Source organism: Emticicia sp. GW821-FHT11C11 (assembly GCF_058808615.1).
This window is the reverse complement of the sequence record NZ_JBXARV010000002.1, coordinates 605,982-620,050: the sequence shown is the minus strand read 5'-3', so window position 1 is coordinate 620,050 and position 14,069 is coordinate 605,982. Positions and strand designations below refer to the sequence as shown.

General features: G+C 41.7%; 14 protein-coding genes. 12 read left to right on the top strand and 2 right to left on the bottom strand.

The features are described 5' to 3' along the window. Nucleotides 1-25 precede the first annotated feature (25 nt). From AC1RRY_RS12535 to AC1RRY_RS12515, 5 genes are all read left to right on the top strand, one after another. Nucleotides 26-685: an HAD family hydrolase gene (locus AC1RRY_RS12535; RefSeq protein ID WP_492820306.1), complete on the top strand. Its 660-nt coding sequence runs from the start codon at nucleotides 26-28 to the stop codon at nucleotides 683-685. Continuing rightward, on the top strand, nucleotides 685-1,074 hold the full coding sequence (locus tag AC1RRY_RS12530; RefSeq protein ID WP_492821311.1) for a VOC family protein: 390 nt from the start codon (nucleotides 685-687) through the stop codon (nucleotides 1,072-1,074). Before AC1RRY_RS12535 ends, AC1RRY_RS12530 begins: the two co-directional genes overlap by 1 nt. Nucleotides 1,075-1,164: 90 nt before the next feature. After that, nucleotides 1,165-2,322 (top strand): MFS transporter, encoded by a 1,158-nt coding sequence (locus AC1RRY_RS12525; RefSeq protein WP_492820308.1) that lies wholly within the window; start codon nucleotides 1,165-1,167, stop codon nucleotides 2,320-2,322. A 268-nt stretch (nucleotides 2,323-2,590) separates the two neighbouring features. Next, the gene (locus AC1RRY_RS12520; protein ID WP_492820310.1) at nucleotides 2,591-3,652 is read left to right on the top strand and encodes a T9SS type A sorting domain-containing protein; all 1,062 of its coding nucleotides are present in this window, start codon (nucleotides 2,591-2,593) and stop codon (nucleotides 3,650-3,652) included. A gap of 157 nt (nucleotides 3,653-3,809) precedes the next feature. Then, entirely contained in the window at nucleotides 3,810-4,493 is a 684-nt protein-coding gene (locus tag AC1RRY_RS12515) for a head GIN domain-containing protein (RefSeq protein ID WP_492820312.1), read from the top strand. Between the two features lie 48 nt (nucleotides 4,494-4,541). On the opposite strand, the gene AC1RRY_RS12510 is transcribed toward AC1RRY_RS12515, so the two are convergent. Both AC1RRY_RS12510 and AC1RRY_RS12505 read right to left on the bottom strand, forming a co-directional pair. After that, complete coding sequence (locus AC1RRY_RS12510; protein ID WP_492820314.1) at nucleotides 4,542-6,332, bottom strand: acyl-CoA dehydrogenase; 1,791 nt, start codon at nucleotides 6,330-6,332, stop codon at nucleotides 4,542-4,544. Nucleotides 6,333-6,386: 54 nt separating this feature from the next. Further along, complete coding sequence (locus AC1RRY_RS12505) at nucleotides 6,387-6,695, bottom strand: SCP2 sterol-binding domain-containing protein (protein WP_492820316.1); 309 nt, start codon at nucleotides 6,693-6,695, stop codon at nucleotides 6,387-6,389. A 272-nt stretch (nucleotides 6,696-6,967) separates the two neighbouring features. Here AC1RRY_RS12505 and AC1RRY_RS12500 point away from each other — a divergent pair, with 272 nt between their 5' ends. The 7 genes from AC1RRY_RS12500 (at nucleotide 6,968) to ftsA (ending at nucleotide 14,048) form a co-directional block, all read left to right on the top strand. Further along, nucleotides 6,968-7,945, top strand: coding sequence for a DUF3078 domain-containing protein (locus AC1RRY_RS12500; RefSeq protein ID WP_492820318.1), 978 nt, complete (start codon nucleotides 6,968-6,970; stop codon nucleotides 7,943-7,945). A gap of 28 nt (nucleotides 7,946-7,973) precedes the next feature. Further along, nucleotides 7,974-8,306 (top strand): large conductance mechanosensitive channel protein MscL, encoded by a 333-nt coding sequence (gene mscL / locus AC1RRY_RS12495; RefSeq protein WP_492820320.1) that lies wholly within the window; start codon nucleotides 7,974-7,976, stop codon nucleotides 8,304-8,306. A gap of 292 nt (nucleotides 8,307-8,598) precedes the next feature. Further along, the gene (locus AC1RRY_RS12490; protein ID WP_492820322.1) at nucleotides 8,599-9,777 is read left to right on the top strand and encodes an FtsW/RodA/SpoVE family cell cycle protein; all 1,179 of its coding nucleotides are present in this window, start codon (nucleotides 8,599-8,601) and stop codon (nucleotides 9,775-9,777) included. 41 nt (nucleotides 9,778-9,818) lie between these two features. Then, nucleotides 9,819-10,919, top strand: a complete 1,101-nt coding sequence (gene murG, locus AC1RRY_RS12485) for an undecaprenyldiphospho-muramoylpentapeptide beta-N-acetylglucosaminyltransferase (RefSeq protein WP_492820324.1) — start codon at nucleotides 9,819-9,821, stop codon at nucleotides 10,917-10,919. Nucleotides 10,920-10,943: 24 nt separating this feature from the next. Continuing rightward, nucleotides 10,944-11,720 (top strand): GNAT family N-acetyltransferase, encoded by a 777-nt coding sequence (locus AC1RRY_RS12480; RefSeq protein WP_492820326.1) that lies wholly within the window; start codon nucleotides 10,944-10,946, stop codon nucleotides 11,718-11,720. Nucleotides 11,721-11,789: 69 nt separating this feature from the next. Then, nucleotides 11,790-12,557 carry a cell division protein FtsQ/DivIB gene (locus AC1RRY_RS12475; RefSeq protein WP_492820328.1) on the top strand — a complete coding sequence of 256 codons (768 nt, stop codon included), beginning with the start codon at nucleotides 11,790-11,792 and terminating at the stop codon, nucleotides 12,555-12,557. A gap of 69 nt (nucleotides 12,558-12,626) precedes the next feature. Then, the gene (gene ftsA / locus AC1RRY_RS12470) at nucleotides 12,627-14,048 is read left to right on the top strand and encodes a cell division protein FtsA (RefSeq protein WP_492820330.1); all 1,422 of its coding nucleotides are present in this window, start codon (nucleotides 12,627-12,629) and stop codon (nucleotides 14,046-14,048) included. Nucleotides 14,049-14,069: the final 21 nt, after the last annotated feature.

The following is a 14,069-nucleotide window of genomic DNA, read 5'->3' as shown; positions in this document are numbered from 1 at the left end:
ACGAAAAATTTGAATAAGAGAAGTATTGGAAACATCATTTGCAGTAATTTTTGACATGGACGGGGTGATTTGTGACACCAACCCTCACCATTCACTGGCCTGGAAGGCCTTCCTGAAAAAATATGATATCGATGCCACTGAAGAAGAGTTTATAGCTCACATGTATGGCAAAAGTAACAGCTATATTCTGAAGTATTTTCTGAAAAGGGAGATTATCGGAGAAGAGTTTAATCTGATGGAATTTGAAAAAGAAGCGCTTTTCAGACAATTGTATGAGCCAGAAGTAATAGCTATTGACGGCTTATTGGAATTTATTGATGATCTGAAAGCGAATGGTATCAAAACTGGGATAGCAACATCGGCTCCCGTAGAAAATCTGGAACTGATTTTAAGCAAACTACCGCTGGCAGATAAAATGCAATCGCTGTTGTCTAGTGCCGATGTGATACACCATAAACCCAACCCGGAAGTATATCTGAAATCAGCCGCGAATCTGGGTATATTACCCGGCAATTGTGTGGTATTTGAAGATTCGCATTCGGGAGTAACAGCCGGAAAAGCAGCCGGGGCAAAAGTAATAGGAGTGTTGAGTACTTATAAAAGGGACGAACTCCCGGTTTGTAATGATTATATTGTTAATTACTGCGGCCTGAGTTATGAGAAAATAAAATCGATGTTTGAATGATAAAAATTGAGCATCTGGCCATTTGGGTACGGGACCTGGAATTGATGCGGCGCTTTTACGTGCAGTATTTCGGCGGAGTGTCGAATGAAAAATATAGAAACGACAGGAAAAACTTCGAATCGTATTTTATCTCGTTCAACTCAGGAGCCAGATTAGAACTCATGCAAATGCCGGGCATTACTGATACCGCCAACAATGGGCATGGGCAATTCATAGGGTTGACACACTTTGCGGTATCGGTGGGCAGCAAAGAAAAAGTGGATGAGCTGACCGAAACTTTCAGAAAAGACGGCTATGAAAATGTAGGTGAACCCCGATGGACAGGAGACGGCTATTATGAAAGTGTGATTCTGGACCCCGAGAAAAACAGAATTGAAATTACCGCTTAGGTGTCGGTTTAAAATTATTTTTAAAAGAAAGTGTATTATCTGCCATCAGGTCAGTATTGTATATGAAATCTCTTATTGGCCCTGTTATTTATGTTTAAGCACCTGTCTACTTTTTTCTTTCATCGGCAAAGTGTTGCCGTAGCGATGGTTTTTACTGCCATGGGAGTCCTGTTTGGCAGTTGGGCTACGCTTATCCCGTTTGTCAAACAAAAATATGCGCTTGACGACGCCCAACTGGGCTTACTGCTGCTTTTTATGCCCCTGGGCGCAGCCGGTATGAACCCGTTCACTACCATTCTCATCAACCGGTTCGGCATGAGAAACACTACCATTGCCGGACTCATCTTTATGTCTGTTGTATATGCCATGCCCGTAACAATGGACTATTTGCCGCTGGTGGCTTTCAGTTTGCTTTTGGTGGGTATCAGCATTTCTACTACCAATGTGGCCATGAATACCTGTGTTACCAGTCTGGAGCACCAATATAGTATCAATATTATGTCAACCTGCCATGGTATGTTCAGTGCCGGACTGATGCTGGGGTCTATTCTGGCAAGTTTCACGCAAGGCATGAAAATACCACCGACGTATCTTATGTGGCTGATCGCTGTCTGTTTTATTTCTCTGGCTTTGTTTATACGCCCTACGGTAATCAGTATTCATGAAGAGAAAATAGAAGCAGACAAAGGTGCAAAATTTGTTTTCCCGAAAGGAGCCTTATTGCTAATGATTCTTATCAGTCTTTGTACCAATATTACCGAAGGAACAATGGCTGACTGGACAGCCGTTTACATGAGAGATGTAGTGCAGACGCAGGACTATTTCATTGGCTGGGGGCTGGCCGGATACTCACTTTGTATGTCGCTCGGTCGTTTTGCCGGTGATGCCCTCATCCCTCGTTATGGTGGGAGTAAAGTGCTAAGAGTAGGCGGCATTATAGCTGCTGCGGGTATTGGTTTGTCTATTTTATTACCTTATACTCTTACGGCCATTATAGGCTTTGCCATGGTGGGTGCCGGGGTTTCCTGTGGAGCGCCCATATTATATGGCAGCTCGGCTCGTGTGCCGGGCATGGCTAAAGGAGCCGGCTTAGCAACTATGAATACCTTTAGTATGGCCGGTTTTCTGGCTGGCCCGGTTTTGATTGGCTTTGTATCTAAAAGTATCAGTCTGCCTTTTGCTTTCGCCCTCATCGCTTCTCTGGCGCTGGTTTGGGTGCTTCTGGTGAACAAAGTGAAACTCTACTAGGCAAGGATTTTCAGTATTTCCAGATGTGGTTTTTATAAGGTGATAAAAAACTGATAACTGCTCGGTATCCAAAGAGAAAAGTAGTTTCAGCCCTTGTAAAAAAATGGCGATAAATGAAAAATAGTAAAATACTATTACCCAATTCCGTCATAAAGCCTCTCATTATTTTCCCATAGGTTATAAAACCATATAATAGAATTTATAAGAAAATATTTTTCTTATAATTAAAATTCTATATTTTTATCAGGTAAAATTAAAGAAGGGTTATATGAAGAAAATTTTCTACTCTTTAGGTGTATGCCTGGTGGCCGGTCAACTACAGGCACAGGTATATAACGGAGCCGAGCTTTTTGTGGGCGAAGGAGCTGTTGTAAGCTTTAATGCCGATGTTGTGAATGAAGGGAAAATCACAAACAACGGGAAGATACATTTTCAGAAAAATTTCGATAACCTGAACCTTGTTAAATCGACCGGGACGATTGCTTTTGACGGTATTGCTGCTCAGACGTTGAAAAGTTCTAAAGAGTTATCCTTCAGCCATCTGCTGCTTGATAATGATTTAAAACTGGAATCACCTTTGCGCATAGAGGAGTCTCTTTCTTTTCGCAGAGGGGTGATCGAATCATCAGCGAAAAATCCGTTGATATTTAGTAGAGGCGGTAAGTATGATGGTGCGTCAGATTTTTCTCATATAAAAGGAGTTGTAAGCAAAGAAGGAAACGAAGCTTTTGAGTTTCCCTTGGGCGACGGCACCAGTTATCGTTCGTTCAGAGTAGCAGGGAATAACGAAAACCAGACACTTACAGCCTCTTATTTATACACAAGTCCACTTACCATATCTGAACAGGTGTCAGAAAATGTGGATGCGATTAATCAGCAGGAATACTGGTCGCTTCAATCGGAGTCATTAAGGGCATCGGCAAAGATTTCCCTGAATAGTAATTCAGATTTAGAGGGTATTGCTTTTCTTGACAGAGGAATCTGGTCAATGAGTGACGATGCCAGTCTTTCATCGGCTACTGACCTTAAAAATGGTACGCTGTTCACACTGGCGAGAAGCCGCAATACGCAAACCGCTATTGGGGTATATCCTAATCCGACAGAAGGTGAGTTTTTTCTGAAACTTTCGGGGATGAATGAAAATGAGCAGATTACCGTAGATATTACAAATCAGGATGGCACTAAAGTTTTACAAAAATCAGGATTTGTAAAAGATCTCCGCAAAGCGTATTTACTGCCTGAGCATCTGCCGGCTACAGAGCTGACAGTGAGGGTTATCAGAGGAGATTCTAAAAAAGCGCTCTACCAGAAAATGATTTTAAACAAGTAATTATTGATAGAAAATACATACAGGAAAGCTGTCTTTGTGAAAAGGCGGCTTTTTTTGTTTTGATAGAAGTAAAAGACAGAAAATTCTGATGGCTTTATGCAACCTTTTTATATTTTTATCATCTATTATTATGTATATACAAAAAAATAACAAAATCATGAAAAAACTATTCATTTTATTCATCTTTTTCTCTACAGTAGCCCTTGCTCAGGAGTCTAAACGTACGTTCGATTTATCAGGCTTTGACAAATTGGATATGGGCAATGCATTTATCATTACAGTTACGAAGGCGAGTAGCTTTAAAATAGAAACAGCCGGCCGTGAGCAGGACCTGAAAGACCTGGTAGTGAAAGTTTCAAACGGTAAATTACATATCGGCTATCCATCGAACTGGAGTGGCTGGAGAAACCATAAAGAAGTGTATGTTACTATCACCATGCCTAGTTTGACAGCCGTTAATTTCTCAGGTGCCAGTAAGTCAAAAGTATCAGGTTTCAGCAGTGAAAGTTTTGATATTAATGTATCCGGAGCATCGCACGCCACTTTTGATATCAACGCGAAAGACCTTGCGCTGGATTGTTCGGGAGCGTCAGGCATTACTATTGTTGGTGACGGACAGAAACTGACTGCAGATGTATCGGGGGCTTCAAGTATCAATGCTTTCGATTTTAAAGTATCTACCGCAAATATTGATGCCTCTGGCGCCAGTGGTGCAAAGGTGTATGTAACAAGTAAAGTTGTAGCTGAAGCCAGTGGAGCGAGCAGTGTACGTTATAAAGGTGGGGCGACATCGGTAGTTGCTAATACCTCAGGGGCAGGTTCGGTGAAATCAGCAAATTAATAGTTGAAACACTCAACAAAAAAGGGGAATGTACATTCCCCTTTTTTGTTACATTACTATTTCTTTTTCGGTCATAATCGTGAGTACTTCCGGATCCATAAGACGGGTCGCTAATCCTTGTGTTTTAGGGAGCTCGTAATGGAAGAAGTATTTCATGGTATGAATCTTACTTTCATAGAAATCGGCATCGTTCGCTCCGGGAATTAATTTCTCCTGCGCCACAACTCCCTGCTTTAACCATTGCCAGGCTATTACATTCAGGCTGAAGAGTTCCATATAAAGCGTGGCATCAGATAAGAATCTTTCAATGTCACCCGTACCGGCAATACCTAATAAGTGTTTGGTTACTTTTTGTAGTTGTCCTGTACTATCGGTGAGCAAACCTGCATATTTCTTTAACTCCTCGTACTGATTAGCCGAGCTGATTGTTTTGCCTACTTCAGCGGCAAGCAATTGCATTGGTTTACCACCGGCCAGCATTACTTTTCTACCCAGTAAGTCTTGTGATTGAATACCCGTTGTGCCTTCATAAATAGGTGTAATACGGATATCCCTATAGTATTGTTCTACCGGAAAATCTTCAGTAAAACCATATCCTCCAAAACATTGAACCGCATTGCTGATAGACTGAACACCGTATTCGCAAGGGAAAGTCTTGGCAATAGGTGTTAGTAATTCAACCAGCAAATGTGCATTTTCTTTTTCTTCGGGGTCATCACCGGCTTCCGACAGGTCGAAATATTTTGATGTTTCAAGAAGCAATGATAAGCTGCCTTCTACTACCGATTTCTGAAACAACAACATCCGTTTTACATCAGGATGCTGAATAATAGGAATCTGCGGCGTATCAAGGGCTGTTTTGGTATTAAGCCTGCGGCTTTGAGGCCGCTCCTGCGCATATTCTAATGCGGCATAATAGGCAGCAGAAGTAATTGAAACGCCTGTAAGACCCACCCCGATACGTGCCTCGTTCATCATCTGAAACATATAGGAAAGACCTTTGTTGGGTTCTCCTACCAGGTAACCTATGCAGTCGTCATTTTTATCGCCGAAACCCAGATGCATGGCAGGAACACCCTTTTGCCCCAGTTTATGATAAATACCCATTGAGGTAATATCGTTGTCGGCTCCATCAAGTCTGTATTTGGGTACTACAAACAGAGAGATACCCTTGGTACCTTTCGGAGCACCTTTGATTCTTGCCAGAAACAGGTGAATGATGTTTTCGGTAGCATCGTGGTCTCCGGCAGAAATGAAAACCTTCTGCCCCCTGATTTTATATGTACCGTCTTCTAAAGGCTCTGCCGATGAAGTAATATCTGACAGAGAACTCCCGGCTTGTGGCTCGGTGAGACACATGGTTCCTTGCCATTTGCCCGAAATCATGTTTTCAATGTATTGTTGCTTGAGCTCATCTGAGCCGAAGCTGGCAATTAAACGGGCGCCTCCGGCTGTCAGTCCGGTATACATCATACCATTATTGGCCGACATCAATATGTATCCTACAGCGCTCGTAATGGTAACCGGTATCTGAGCACCGCCGTCTTCATAATTGAAATCAGCGCCGATAATGCCCGATTCTCCTACTGATTTCAGGTAATTTCTTATAGAAGCATGTACCTGTACTTTGCCGTCTTTCAGTTCAGGTTGGTTTTTATCGACGTCTTTCAGAAACGGGAACATCAGGTTTTCGGCTATCTGAACAGCCGTATCGATGGTCATGTCAAACGTTTCCTTGTTGTGGTCGGCGAAATAACTGTGTCCGGTTAATGATTCTACATCATGCACCTCATAAAGTAGAAAATTTACGTTTCTTTTGCTGAAGAAATTCTTTGCCATGATACTGAGTTGAGAGGTTTTAGAATGCTGAATTCAGGTATAGCAGGCAGCTTGTTACATCAGGCCTAGCATTTTAGCATATTTCATCATGGCACCCGGATTCGATATTTTCAATTTACCCATCATCATGGCCATCATCGGATTCATATCGCCCGTTGCTATTTTTACAAAATCATCTTCTGAAGCTTTAATTACACACTCAGCGTCTCCCTCCATACCTTCTTTTAGTTCAGCTTTTCCGTCTGCCACGTGCATGGTGAAGGCTTCACCACCAAAATCAAAATGCAATGTAGTGTTTACATCTTCAATTTCTGAGGTGTTAAGTTTGGCAGCTGTATTTTGCAAATATTCTTTTGCGGTCATAGTCGTAATTTTTGAATTTAAATGAGAATAGAATGCATAAAGTTAAGAAAATCACTTTGATATTATGCAAGCATACTAATTTTTTTGTGAAAAATTTGATTTTTTGATTGAAACATTAAATATTTGATGCCTCAATCTGAAGCGTTTTAAGCACTGATTGAGGGAATTCCGAAAGGCTTGTATGCCAGAATAAGCAGGAAATGTTGTAAATATTCAGTATCGGAACATGACGCTTAACCGCAATCTTTTTGATTGAACAAACCCCTGATAAAATGAGAAATGTAGTAGTTTTGTTAATTGGTATTTTGTCTGCTTACCCTACATTTGCGCAGGAACCTAAGAAAGCAAAAGCTGTGCCTGACACACTTAAAGAAGTGAAAACACTGAAAGATGCAAAGACGCATGAAGACTCTCTGAAACTGGGATTCTGGAAACCCAGAAATGCGCAGTTCGGGGTCAATTTCAGCCAAGCCTCTTTTAATAACTGGCAGGGTGGGGGTATCAATAACTGGAGTATCGGAGCTCTGTTTAACAACAAGTCGGAATACTATAAGAACAAGGGCTCTTTTATGGGCGATATTCAGTTTCAGTTGGGTACTGTCAATAACCTGGGCCAAAGGCGTGCCAAGAGTATAGATCGTCTGTTTATGGAGGCGAAGTATTCACATAAGATTAATCCGAAAATAAACTGGTTTGGGGGAATCAACTTTTTGTCGCAGTTTGCACATGGGGTTGTTTATGAAGATGATGGCCTGCCTACCGAGCGCAAAAGAACGATATCGGCTTTTCTGGCGCCGGGTTACCTGGCAGAGGTAATAGGTATAGAGTATAAACCGGTTAGCTATTTTGTAGTACAGCTGGGAGGAGCCACTCTACGGCAGACATTTGTGCTGAATGATAAAGTATTTACAGATTTTGCTGAATTCAATAAAAAGGATGATGCCTACGGTATATTGCCGGGTAGAAAAGTGCTGAACGAAATAGGTTTTCAGATTGTAGCTGCATTTGATAAAGATATAATGAAAAATGTGAATCTGAAGTGCAGGTATCAGGCGTTTCAGGCCTATCTGGCCAAAAAAGATTTGCCCAACAAAAATACAATTGACCACAACCTTAACCTGATAACTACGGCTAAAGTGAACCGATACCTGAACGTCAATTTCACTTTGCTGGCCATTTATGACAAAGACCAGATAGATAAATTCCAGATAAGTCAGGGATTTGCGGCAGGATTGCTATTCAAATTATAATTTATAAACCTTTAAAGCCTGAAAAACAATGTTTCAAGAATTCAAAACTTTCATCGCCAAGGGCAATGTGCTCGATCTGGCCATTGGGGTGGTTATCGGTGCTGCCTTTGGTAAAGTTACCACCTCTATGGTTGATGACATTATCATGCCGATAGTAAATGTATTCACTAGCGGTGGTATTACCGGGGGCATAGTTCTGAAAAAAGCTTATGTCGATGAAGCCGGGCAGGCCATTCCGGCCATAGTAATTAACTATGGCAATTTTCTCAGTGTAGTTATCAATTTCTTCATTATTGCCTGGGTGCTCTTTCTGATCGTAAAAGGAGCTAATAAACTACACATAACCAACAAGAAAGATTAGTAAGGATAGAAGTCTCCTGATTAATCTAACGGACTGATCAGGAGGCTTTCTTATGGCTCTGTACTTACAGGTAAATGCCTTAATAAGGGGTAGATTCGCTTATTAAAAGTATTGTCTGTAACTAAATGGGCACGAACTACCCCTTGATAAATTTTGAGATTTTTGTTTTTCTTTCAGTCGCAAATAAATTACATTTGTTATTGTGTTATAGTTTGGGCATGCTTATACGTCTGCTTGAATTTATTTTCGTGCTTATACCTTATAATCTGGCGGTGTTCCGCTCTATTACGTCATGGAAACGTGGTTAAAAGATAAACTGCGTGGCGACTGGCAAATCTGGTTTATTATCGCCGTGCTATCGTTATTCAGTATGCTGGTAGTTTACAGTGCCAGTTCTGCGCTTGCTTATAAACGAGCCGGTGGAAACACCGAAAGCTATCTGCTCTCTCATACCGCCCACTTGCTTGTAGGTATTTTGGTTATCTGGGGCATGCACCGGATCAACTATACAAATTTTGCAGTTATATCAAGGCTTTTACTTTGGGTTACGCCTGCCATTCTATTGTATACCTATTTTTTTGGTACCACTGTAGGAGGCACCAAACGTTGGATAAACATTTTCGGGGTGTCGTTTCAATCGTCCGATCTGGTGCGGTTGGTACTTATCACTAATCTGGCAGCGATGCTTGCCCGGAGACAGAACATGGAGTATAATCCGAAAACGTTGCTCGGCTTGATTTTCTGGTGCGGACTATTGTGTGGTATGCTGGCGGTAACCAACTTTTCAACGGCGGTTATTTTAGGTATTACGTGTTTCATCATTATGTGGGTAGGGCGTGTACCGGCCCGCTATCTGCTGCGTATGGCCACATTTGTAGTGGGAGCCATTATAGTGGTGCTGAGCATCAGTATATTTCTCTATAATAAGGGAATCGACTTTGGCCGTGGTCAGGTGGTTTTGGAGCGTATTGAAGCTTTTGCCAAAGTAGATTTGAACAACGACAAGATAATTGGTAGCCCGGATAGAGACGATACTTACCAGAGAGACCAGGCCATGATAGCCATTGCCCGTGGTGGTGTAGTGGGTATTGGACCCGGTAAAAGCTTCCAGAGGAATTATTTGCCCGATGCGTTTTCAGACTATATCTATGCCATTGTGATAGAAGAATATGGTCTTACGGGGGCAGTTCTTGTAATGTTTATGTATCTTTGGCTTTTGTACAGAGGTTTAAAGAACGTTCAATATACCAATCGTGCCTTCGGAGGGCTTTTGTGTGTAGGGCTTACTTTCAGTATCGTTTTTCAGGCATTTGTGCACATGTTTATCAATGTAGGCCTGGGGCCTGTAACAGGGCAAACTTTACCACTTATGAGTATGGGCGGTACGTCTATTCTATTTACGTCAGTAGCTATAGGCATTGTGTTAAGTGTAACCAAAGGCGAACACGACGAGGGTAAAGTAGTAGCCTAATCTTTAAATATTAACCTATTAAATTTTCCGGCAGAATCTGAATGAGTAAAGGCGCAAAAATAATTATTTCGGGCGGTGGAACAGGCGGGCATATTTACCCGGCAGTGGCAATAGCCAATGAGTTGAAAGCCCAGAACCCGGACACTGAGATTTTATTTGTGGGTGCTGAAGGTAAAATGGAAATGGAGAAAGTGCCGAAGGCGGGCTACCCTATTATAGGTTTACCCATTGCCGGTATTAACCGTTCAAATATGCTGGCCAACATAGGGCTGCCGTTTAAATTACTGCGCAGCTTATGGAAAACCTATCAAGTTATTAAAGATTTTAAGCCGGATGTGGCTATTGGAGTAGGAGGGTATGCAAGTGGGCCGACACTGATTATGGCTAATTTTCTGAAAGTGCCTACGCTGATTCAGGAGCAAAACTCGTTCGCCGGAGTTACCAATAAGAATCTGGCCAAAAAAGCCAGAAAAATATGTGTGGCGTATCCGGGCATGGAACGGTTTTTCCCGAAAGAAAAAATTGTACTTACAGGCAACCCCGTAAGAAAAGATATTCTGGAAACCGCCTCTAAGCGCGAACAGGCACTGGCACATTTTAAACTAAATAGTGATAGAAAAGTTTTACTGATAATAGGTGGTAGCCAGGGGGCTAAAACAATCAATGAATCAATATTGGCCGGTTTGAACGATTTGATTTCAAACGATTTGCAGATTATATGGCAAACAGGGAAGCTATTTATTGATAAAGCGAGATCGGCGGTTGAAGCCTTACAAACCAACAGGGTATTTGTTTCTGATTTTATTTATGAAATGGATTTGGCTTATGCTGCTGCCGATTTGGTGGTTTCAAGAGCAGGAGCTTTGTCCGTTTCAGAATTGTGCCTTACAGCAAAGCCGTCTATACTGGTGCCGTTTCCGGCTGCGGCTGAAGATCATCAGACACAGAATGCACTCAGCCTGGTTAATGTAAACGCGGCCTGGTGGGTAAAAGATGCCGAAGCAAGAGATAAACTGGTAGACAAGGTAATTGAACTGGCCAATGACCCTGCAACCATGAGCGAATTGAGTAAAAATATAAAAACCCTGGGCAAGCCGGATGCAGGGCGGGAAATCGCCAGAGAGGTTTTAGGTTTACTGTAACATCACCGGACACATTACCGTCTTATGAAAATTTTCTTTTCTGAAAACAGAGTTGATTATTCTAATTATACTTTCGATTATGCCATCTATTGCCTGAAAGAATGGCAGGAAGAATTACCTGAGATTTACGAAAAGGGCTTTTTACCTTATACAGGCGATTTGAGTATTGACGGAGATATTTTTTATCTGGCCAGAAGCCTGAGGGTTGAACTGGAAAACTTTGACGATACCTCAGAAAACCGCAGAGTAAACCGGCTGACAGAGCCTTTAAAAATAGAGTTGGAAGTTATAAAAAAAGAAGACTTTAACCTGGAAGACCCCGCATTTGTAGAATTTTGCCAATCGTATATTTCGCAGCGGATAGGTGATGACAACATGAGTATAGAGCGCTGGCAGTATATATTGTCGAGAGAAATCGGTACTCATATTCTGAGGTTTTCATCGGAGGGGAAATTCCTGGGATTTATTCTGGGAGCTATGGGCGACGGTTTTCTACATTACTGGTTTGCGTTTTTTGATACAGAATATATGCGCACCCATTCGCTGGGTAAATGGATGATGTGGCGGGCTATCAGGTGGGCAAAAGACAATGGCCTGAAATACGTGTATCTGGGAACTGCCTATAAGCCATCAGCTTTATATAAAATCAGAGACCACAAAGGGCTGTCATATTTTAATGGGTATGAATGGAGTAAAGACGTTGAGAAACTGAAAGAGCTTTGTAAGACAGACCTGGAATCAAAAGAAGCTGACCAGTTTAAATTATTATCGGATAAAAATTCGTTTTTAAATAAACTGTAAAGCATACGTGCCTCCGTAAAAATTGAGAGCAGCATTCTATAGCCATTTAAAACATTAGTGCTGACCAAAATGGAAAAGAAATTCAATCTGAAGAAAATAGGCCGTTGGCTGATGGCCGGCACTGCTATCGCAGCCGTGGTGGTGCTGATTGTGTTTTCAAGCAATACTTTTTCGACCGATCGCTGCAAAAAAATTGAAGTAAAAATAAAAAATGCCGACGACCAGTTCTTTATCGATAAGCAGGAAATAGAAAATCTGGCCACCAGATACGGGAGTGATCCGCTGAAAGACAAGTTTTTTAAAGACATTGATCTGCAGGAGATAGAAAAAAGAGTATTGAAAAATAAACAAATCAAAAGCTGTCAGGTTTTTAGAGGTATAGAGGGAAGTCTCAATATTGATATTGAACAGCACATACCTATTGCCCGGATACTCGGTACCAATGATCGTGAAGACGTATATGTAGACAAAGAAGGAGGCTTTTTCCCGCTTTCTGAAAGATATTCCGCAAGAATTGTATTGCTTTCGGGCGAATATTTCCGAAATTTGCCGAGTTTAAAGAGTAAACGTCAGGATAAATTGTTAAATTTCATCAATTTAATCAACGATGACAGTTTCTTAAGGGCTCAGTTCACCCAGTTAGACATCAACAAGGCGGGTAACATAAACATTGTACCTTTGCTTGGGAATCATACAATTGAGTTTGGAGAGCCGGAAAACATTCAGAACAGATTAAACAGACTAAAAATATTTTATAAAAAGATTTTGCCTGTGCAGGGTTGGGATAAATTCAGCCACGTGAGTGTAAAATATGACGGGCAATTGGTTTGTAAATGACATAAATAGACATTTATCAAAATCCTTCGGGCTTATGCCTGCGGATAAGTGCCCTAAAAATTAATTGAAATGAGTAAAGGCGTAATAGTAGGTATTGATATTGGCAGCACAAAAATTTGTGCTGTTGCGGGAATAATGGATGATGTCGGGAAAGTAAAAATTCTTGATATAGTGGAAGAACCTACCCAGAGAGGTCGTGTATCTAACGGTACAGTGGTTAACCTGGAGTTTACGGCCAAAGACATTGATCGTATTCTTAATATTCTTTCTGATAAAGCTGAAATCAATATCAGTAATGTTATTGTCAATATTTCAGGCGAAAATGTAGAGGGTAGGACACATCAGAGTTCGCTTACAAGAGATGACAGCCGCAGCACTATTCGCAAAGAAGAAATAGAAAGGCTGGCGGTAGATATCCGTAAATCGTTTCGGCCTACTGCCGGAAATATCATTATCCATACTTTCCCGCAGGAATTCATTGTTGACAGAGCCACTGTACCCGATAATCCTGTCGGGCGGTTTGGTATTATTCTCGGGGGTAATTTCTTTTTGATTTCAACACCTAACGACCCGCATGTAGCACTGCGCAGAACCATTGAGAGTGTTGGGGTGAAAGTGCAGAATAACCGCAAGTTTATTCCGCTTAAAATAGTACATACCCTCTTTACTCCGCTTGCTGATGCAATGGCAGTGCTGAGTGAGATAGACAAAAAACTGGGGGTTGTAGTAGTGAATATAGGTGGCGATACCACCGAGGTCGCCATTTTTCAGGAAAGTGGCCTGCGCCACATAGCGGTAATTCCATTTGCAGGAAAAAGTATTACCAATGATTTGGTAAAAGCGTTCCAGATATTGCCTGACCACGCCGAAAAGCTAAAGCTGATTATGGGGGCTGTGCCGCCTGATCAGGTAGGTAAAAATGATATTATCAAGATTCCGGGTGTTGAAGGGCTGCCTGACAAGGAAATCGTAGCGCAAAATGTGAGCATCATTATAGAAGAGCGTCTCAAAGAAATCGCGACTATGGTTATGGCTGAAATTATGCACTCCGGATACGAAGGGCAGTTGATAAGCGGCATAGTTTTAACGGGTGGAACTGCCAACATTGCCATGATAAAAGAGGTGTTTGGACAGGTAACCAATAGCATGAATATCCGGGTGGGTAATGCTATCAGAAATATAGGCGAAACAGCGGTAAGCAAGATTACAGATCCTAAATATGCTACGGTTGTAGGTTTGGTTTTATCGGGTTTTATGCCATTAGACGAACGTGTGCCGGAAGAGGTGATATGGGGTGAAATACCCGAAAGCCAGATTACTGCCGGTTATGCCAATGGATTTGATACCCATGCAGGCAGAATAAACGGTAAAAAAGAAGAACCCAGTCACGATGAAGAGCCCGCAAGCGGCGGAATATTCGGTTGGTTTAAAAAGAAAGTCTCGTCAGCCGGTAAACTGGACATGGGAGACGACAAAAACTATACAAATTGATAAAGTAAATCCTGTTGTTTA

Excerpts from the sequence above, each read along its gene's own strand:
- AC1RRY_RS12480 (WP_492820326.1), top strand. The coding sequence starts at position 10,944 with ATGAAAATTTTCTTTTCTGAAAACAGAGTTGATTATTCTAATTATACT.
- AC1RRY_RS12520 (WP_492820310.1), top strand. The coding sequence starts at position 2,591 with ATGAAGAAAATTTTCTACTCTTTAGGTGTATGCCTGGTGGCCGGTCAA.
- AC1RRY_RS12515 (WP_492820312.1), top strand. The coding sequence starts at position 3,810 with ATGAAAAAACTATTCATTTTATTCATCTTTTTCTCTACAGTAGCCCTT.
- murG (WP_492820324.1), top strand. The coding sequence starts at position 9,819 with ATGAGTAAAGGCGCAAAAATAATTATTTCGGGCGGTGGAACAGGCGGG.
- mscL (WP_492820320.1), top strand. The coding sequence starts at position 7,974 with ATGTTTCAAGAATTCAAAACTTTCATCGCCAAGGGCAATGTGCTCGAT.
- AC1RRY_RS12505 (WP_492820316.1), bottom strand. The coding sequence starts at position 6,695 with ATGACCGCAAAAGAATATTTGCAAAATACAGCTGCCAAACTTAACACC.
- ftsA (WP_492820330.1), top strand. The coding sequence starts at position 12,627 with ATGAGTAAAGGCGTAATAGTAGGTATTGATATTGGCAGCACAAAAATT.
- AC1RRY_RS12490 (WP_492820322.1), top strand. The coding sequence starts at position 8,599 with ATGGAAACGTGGTTAAAAGATAAACTGCGTGGCGACTGGCAAATCTGG.
- AC1RRY_RS12510 (WP_492820314.1), bottom strand. The coding sequence starts at position 6,332 with ATGGCAAAGAATTTCTTCAGCAAAAGAAACGTAAATTTTCTACTTTAT.
- AC1RRY_RS12475 (WP_492820328.1), top strand. The coding sequence starts at position 11,790 with ATGGAAAAGAAATTCAATCTGAAGAAAATAGGCCGTTGGCTGATGGCC.
- AC1RRY_RS12500 (WP_492820318.1), top strand. The coding sequence starts at position 6,968 with ATGAGAAATGTAGTAGTTTTGTTAATTGGTATTTTGTCTGCTTACCCT.
- AC1RRY_RS12525 (WP_492820308.1), top strand. The coding sequence starts at position 1,165 with ATGTTTAAGCACCTGTCTACTTTTTTCTTTCATCGGCAAAGTGTTGCC.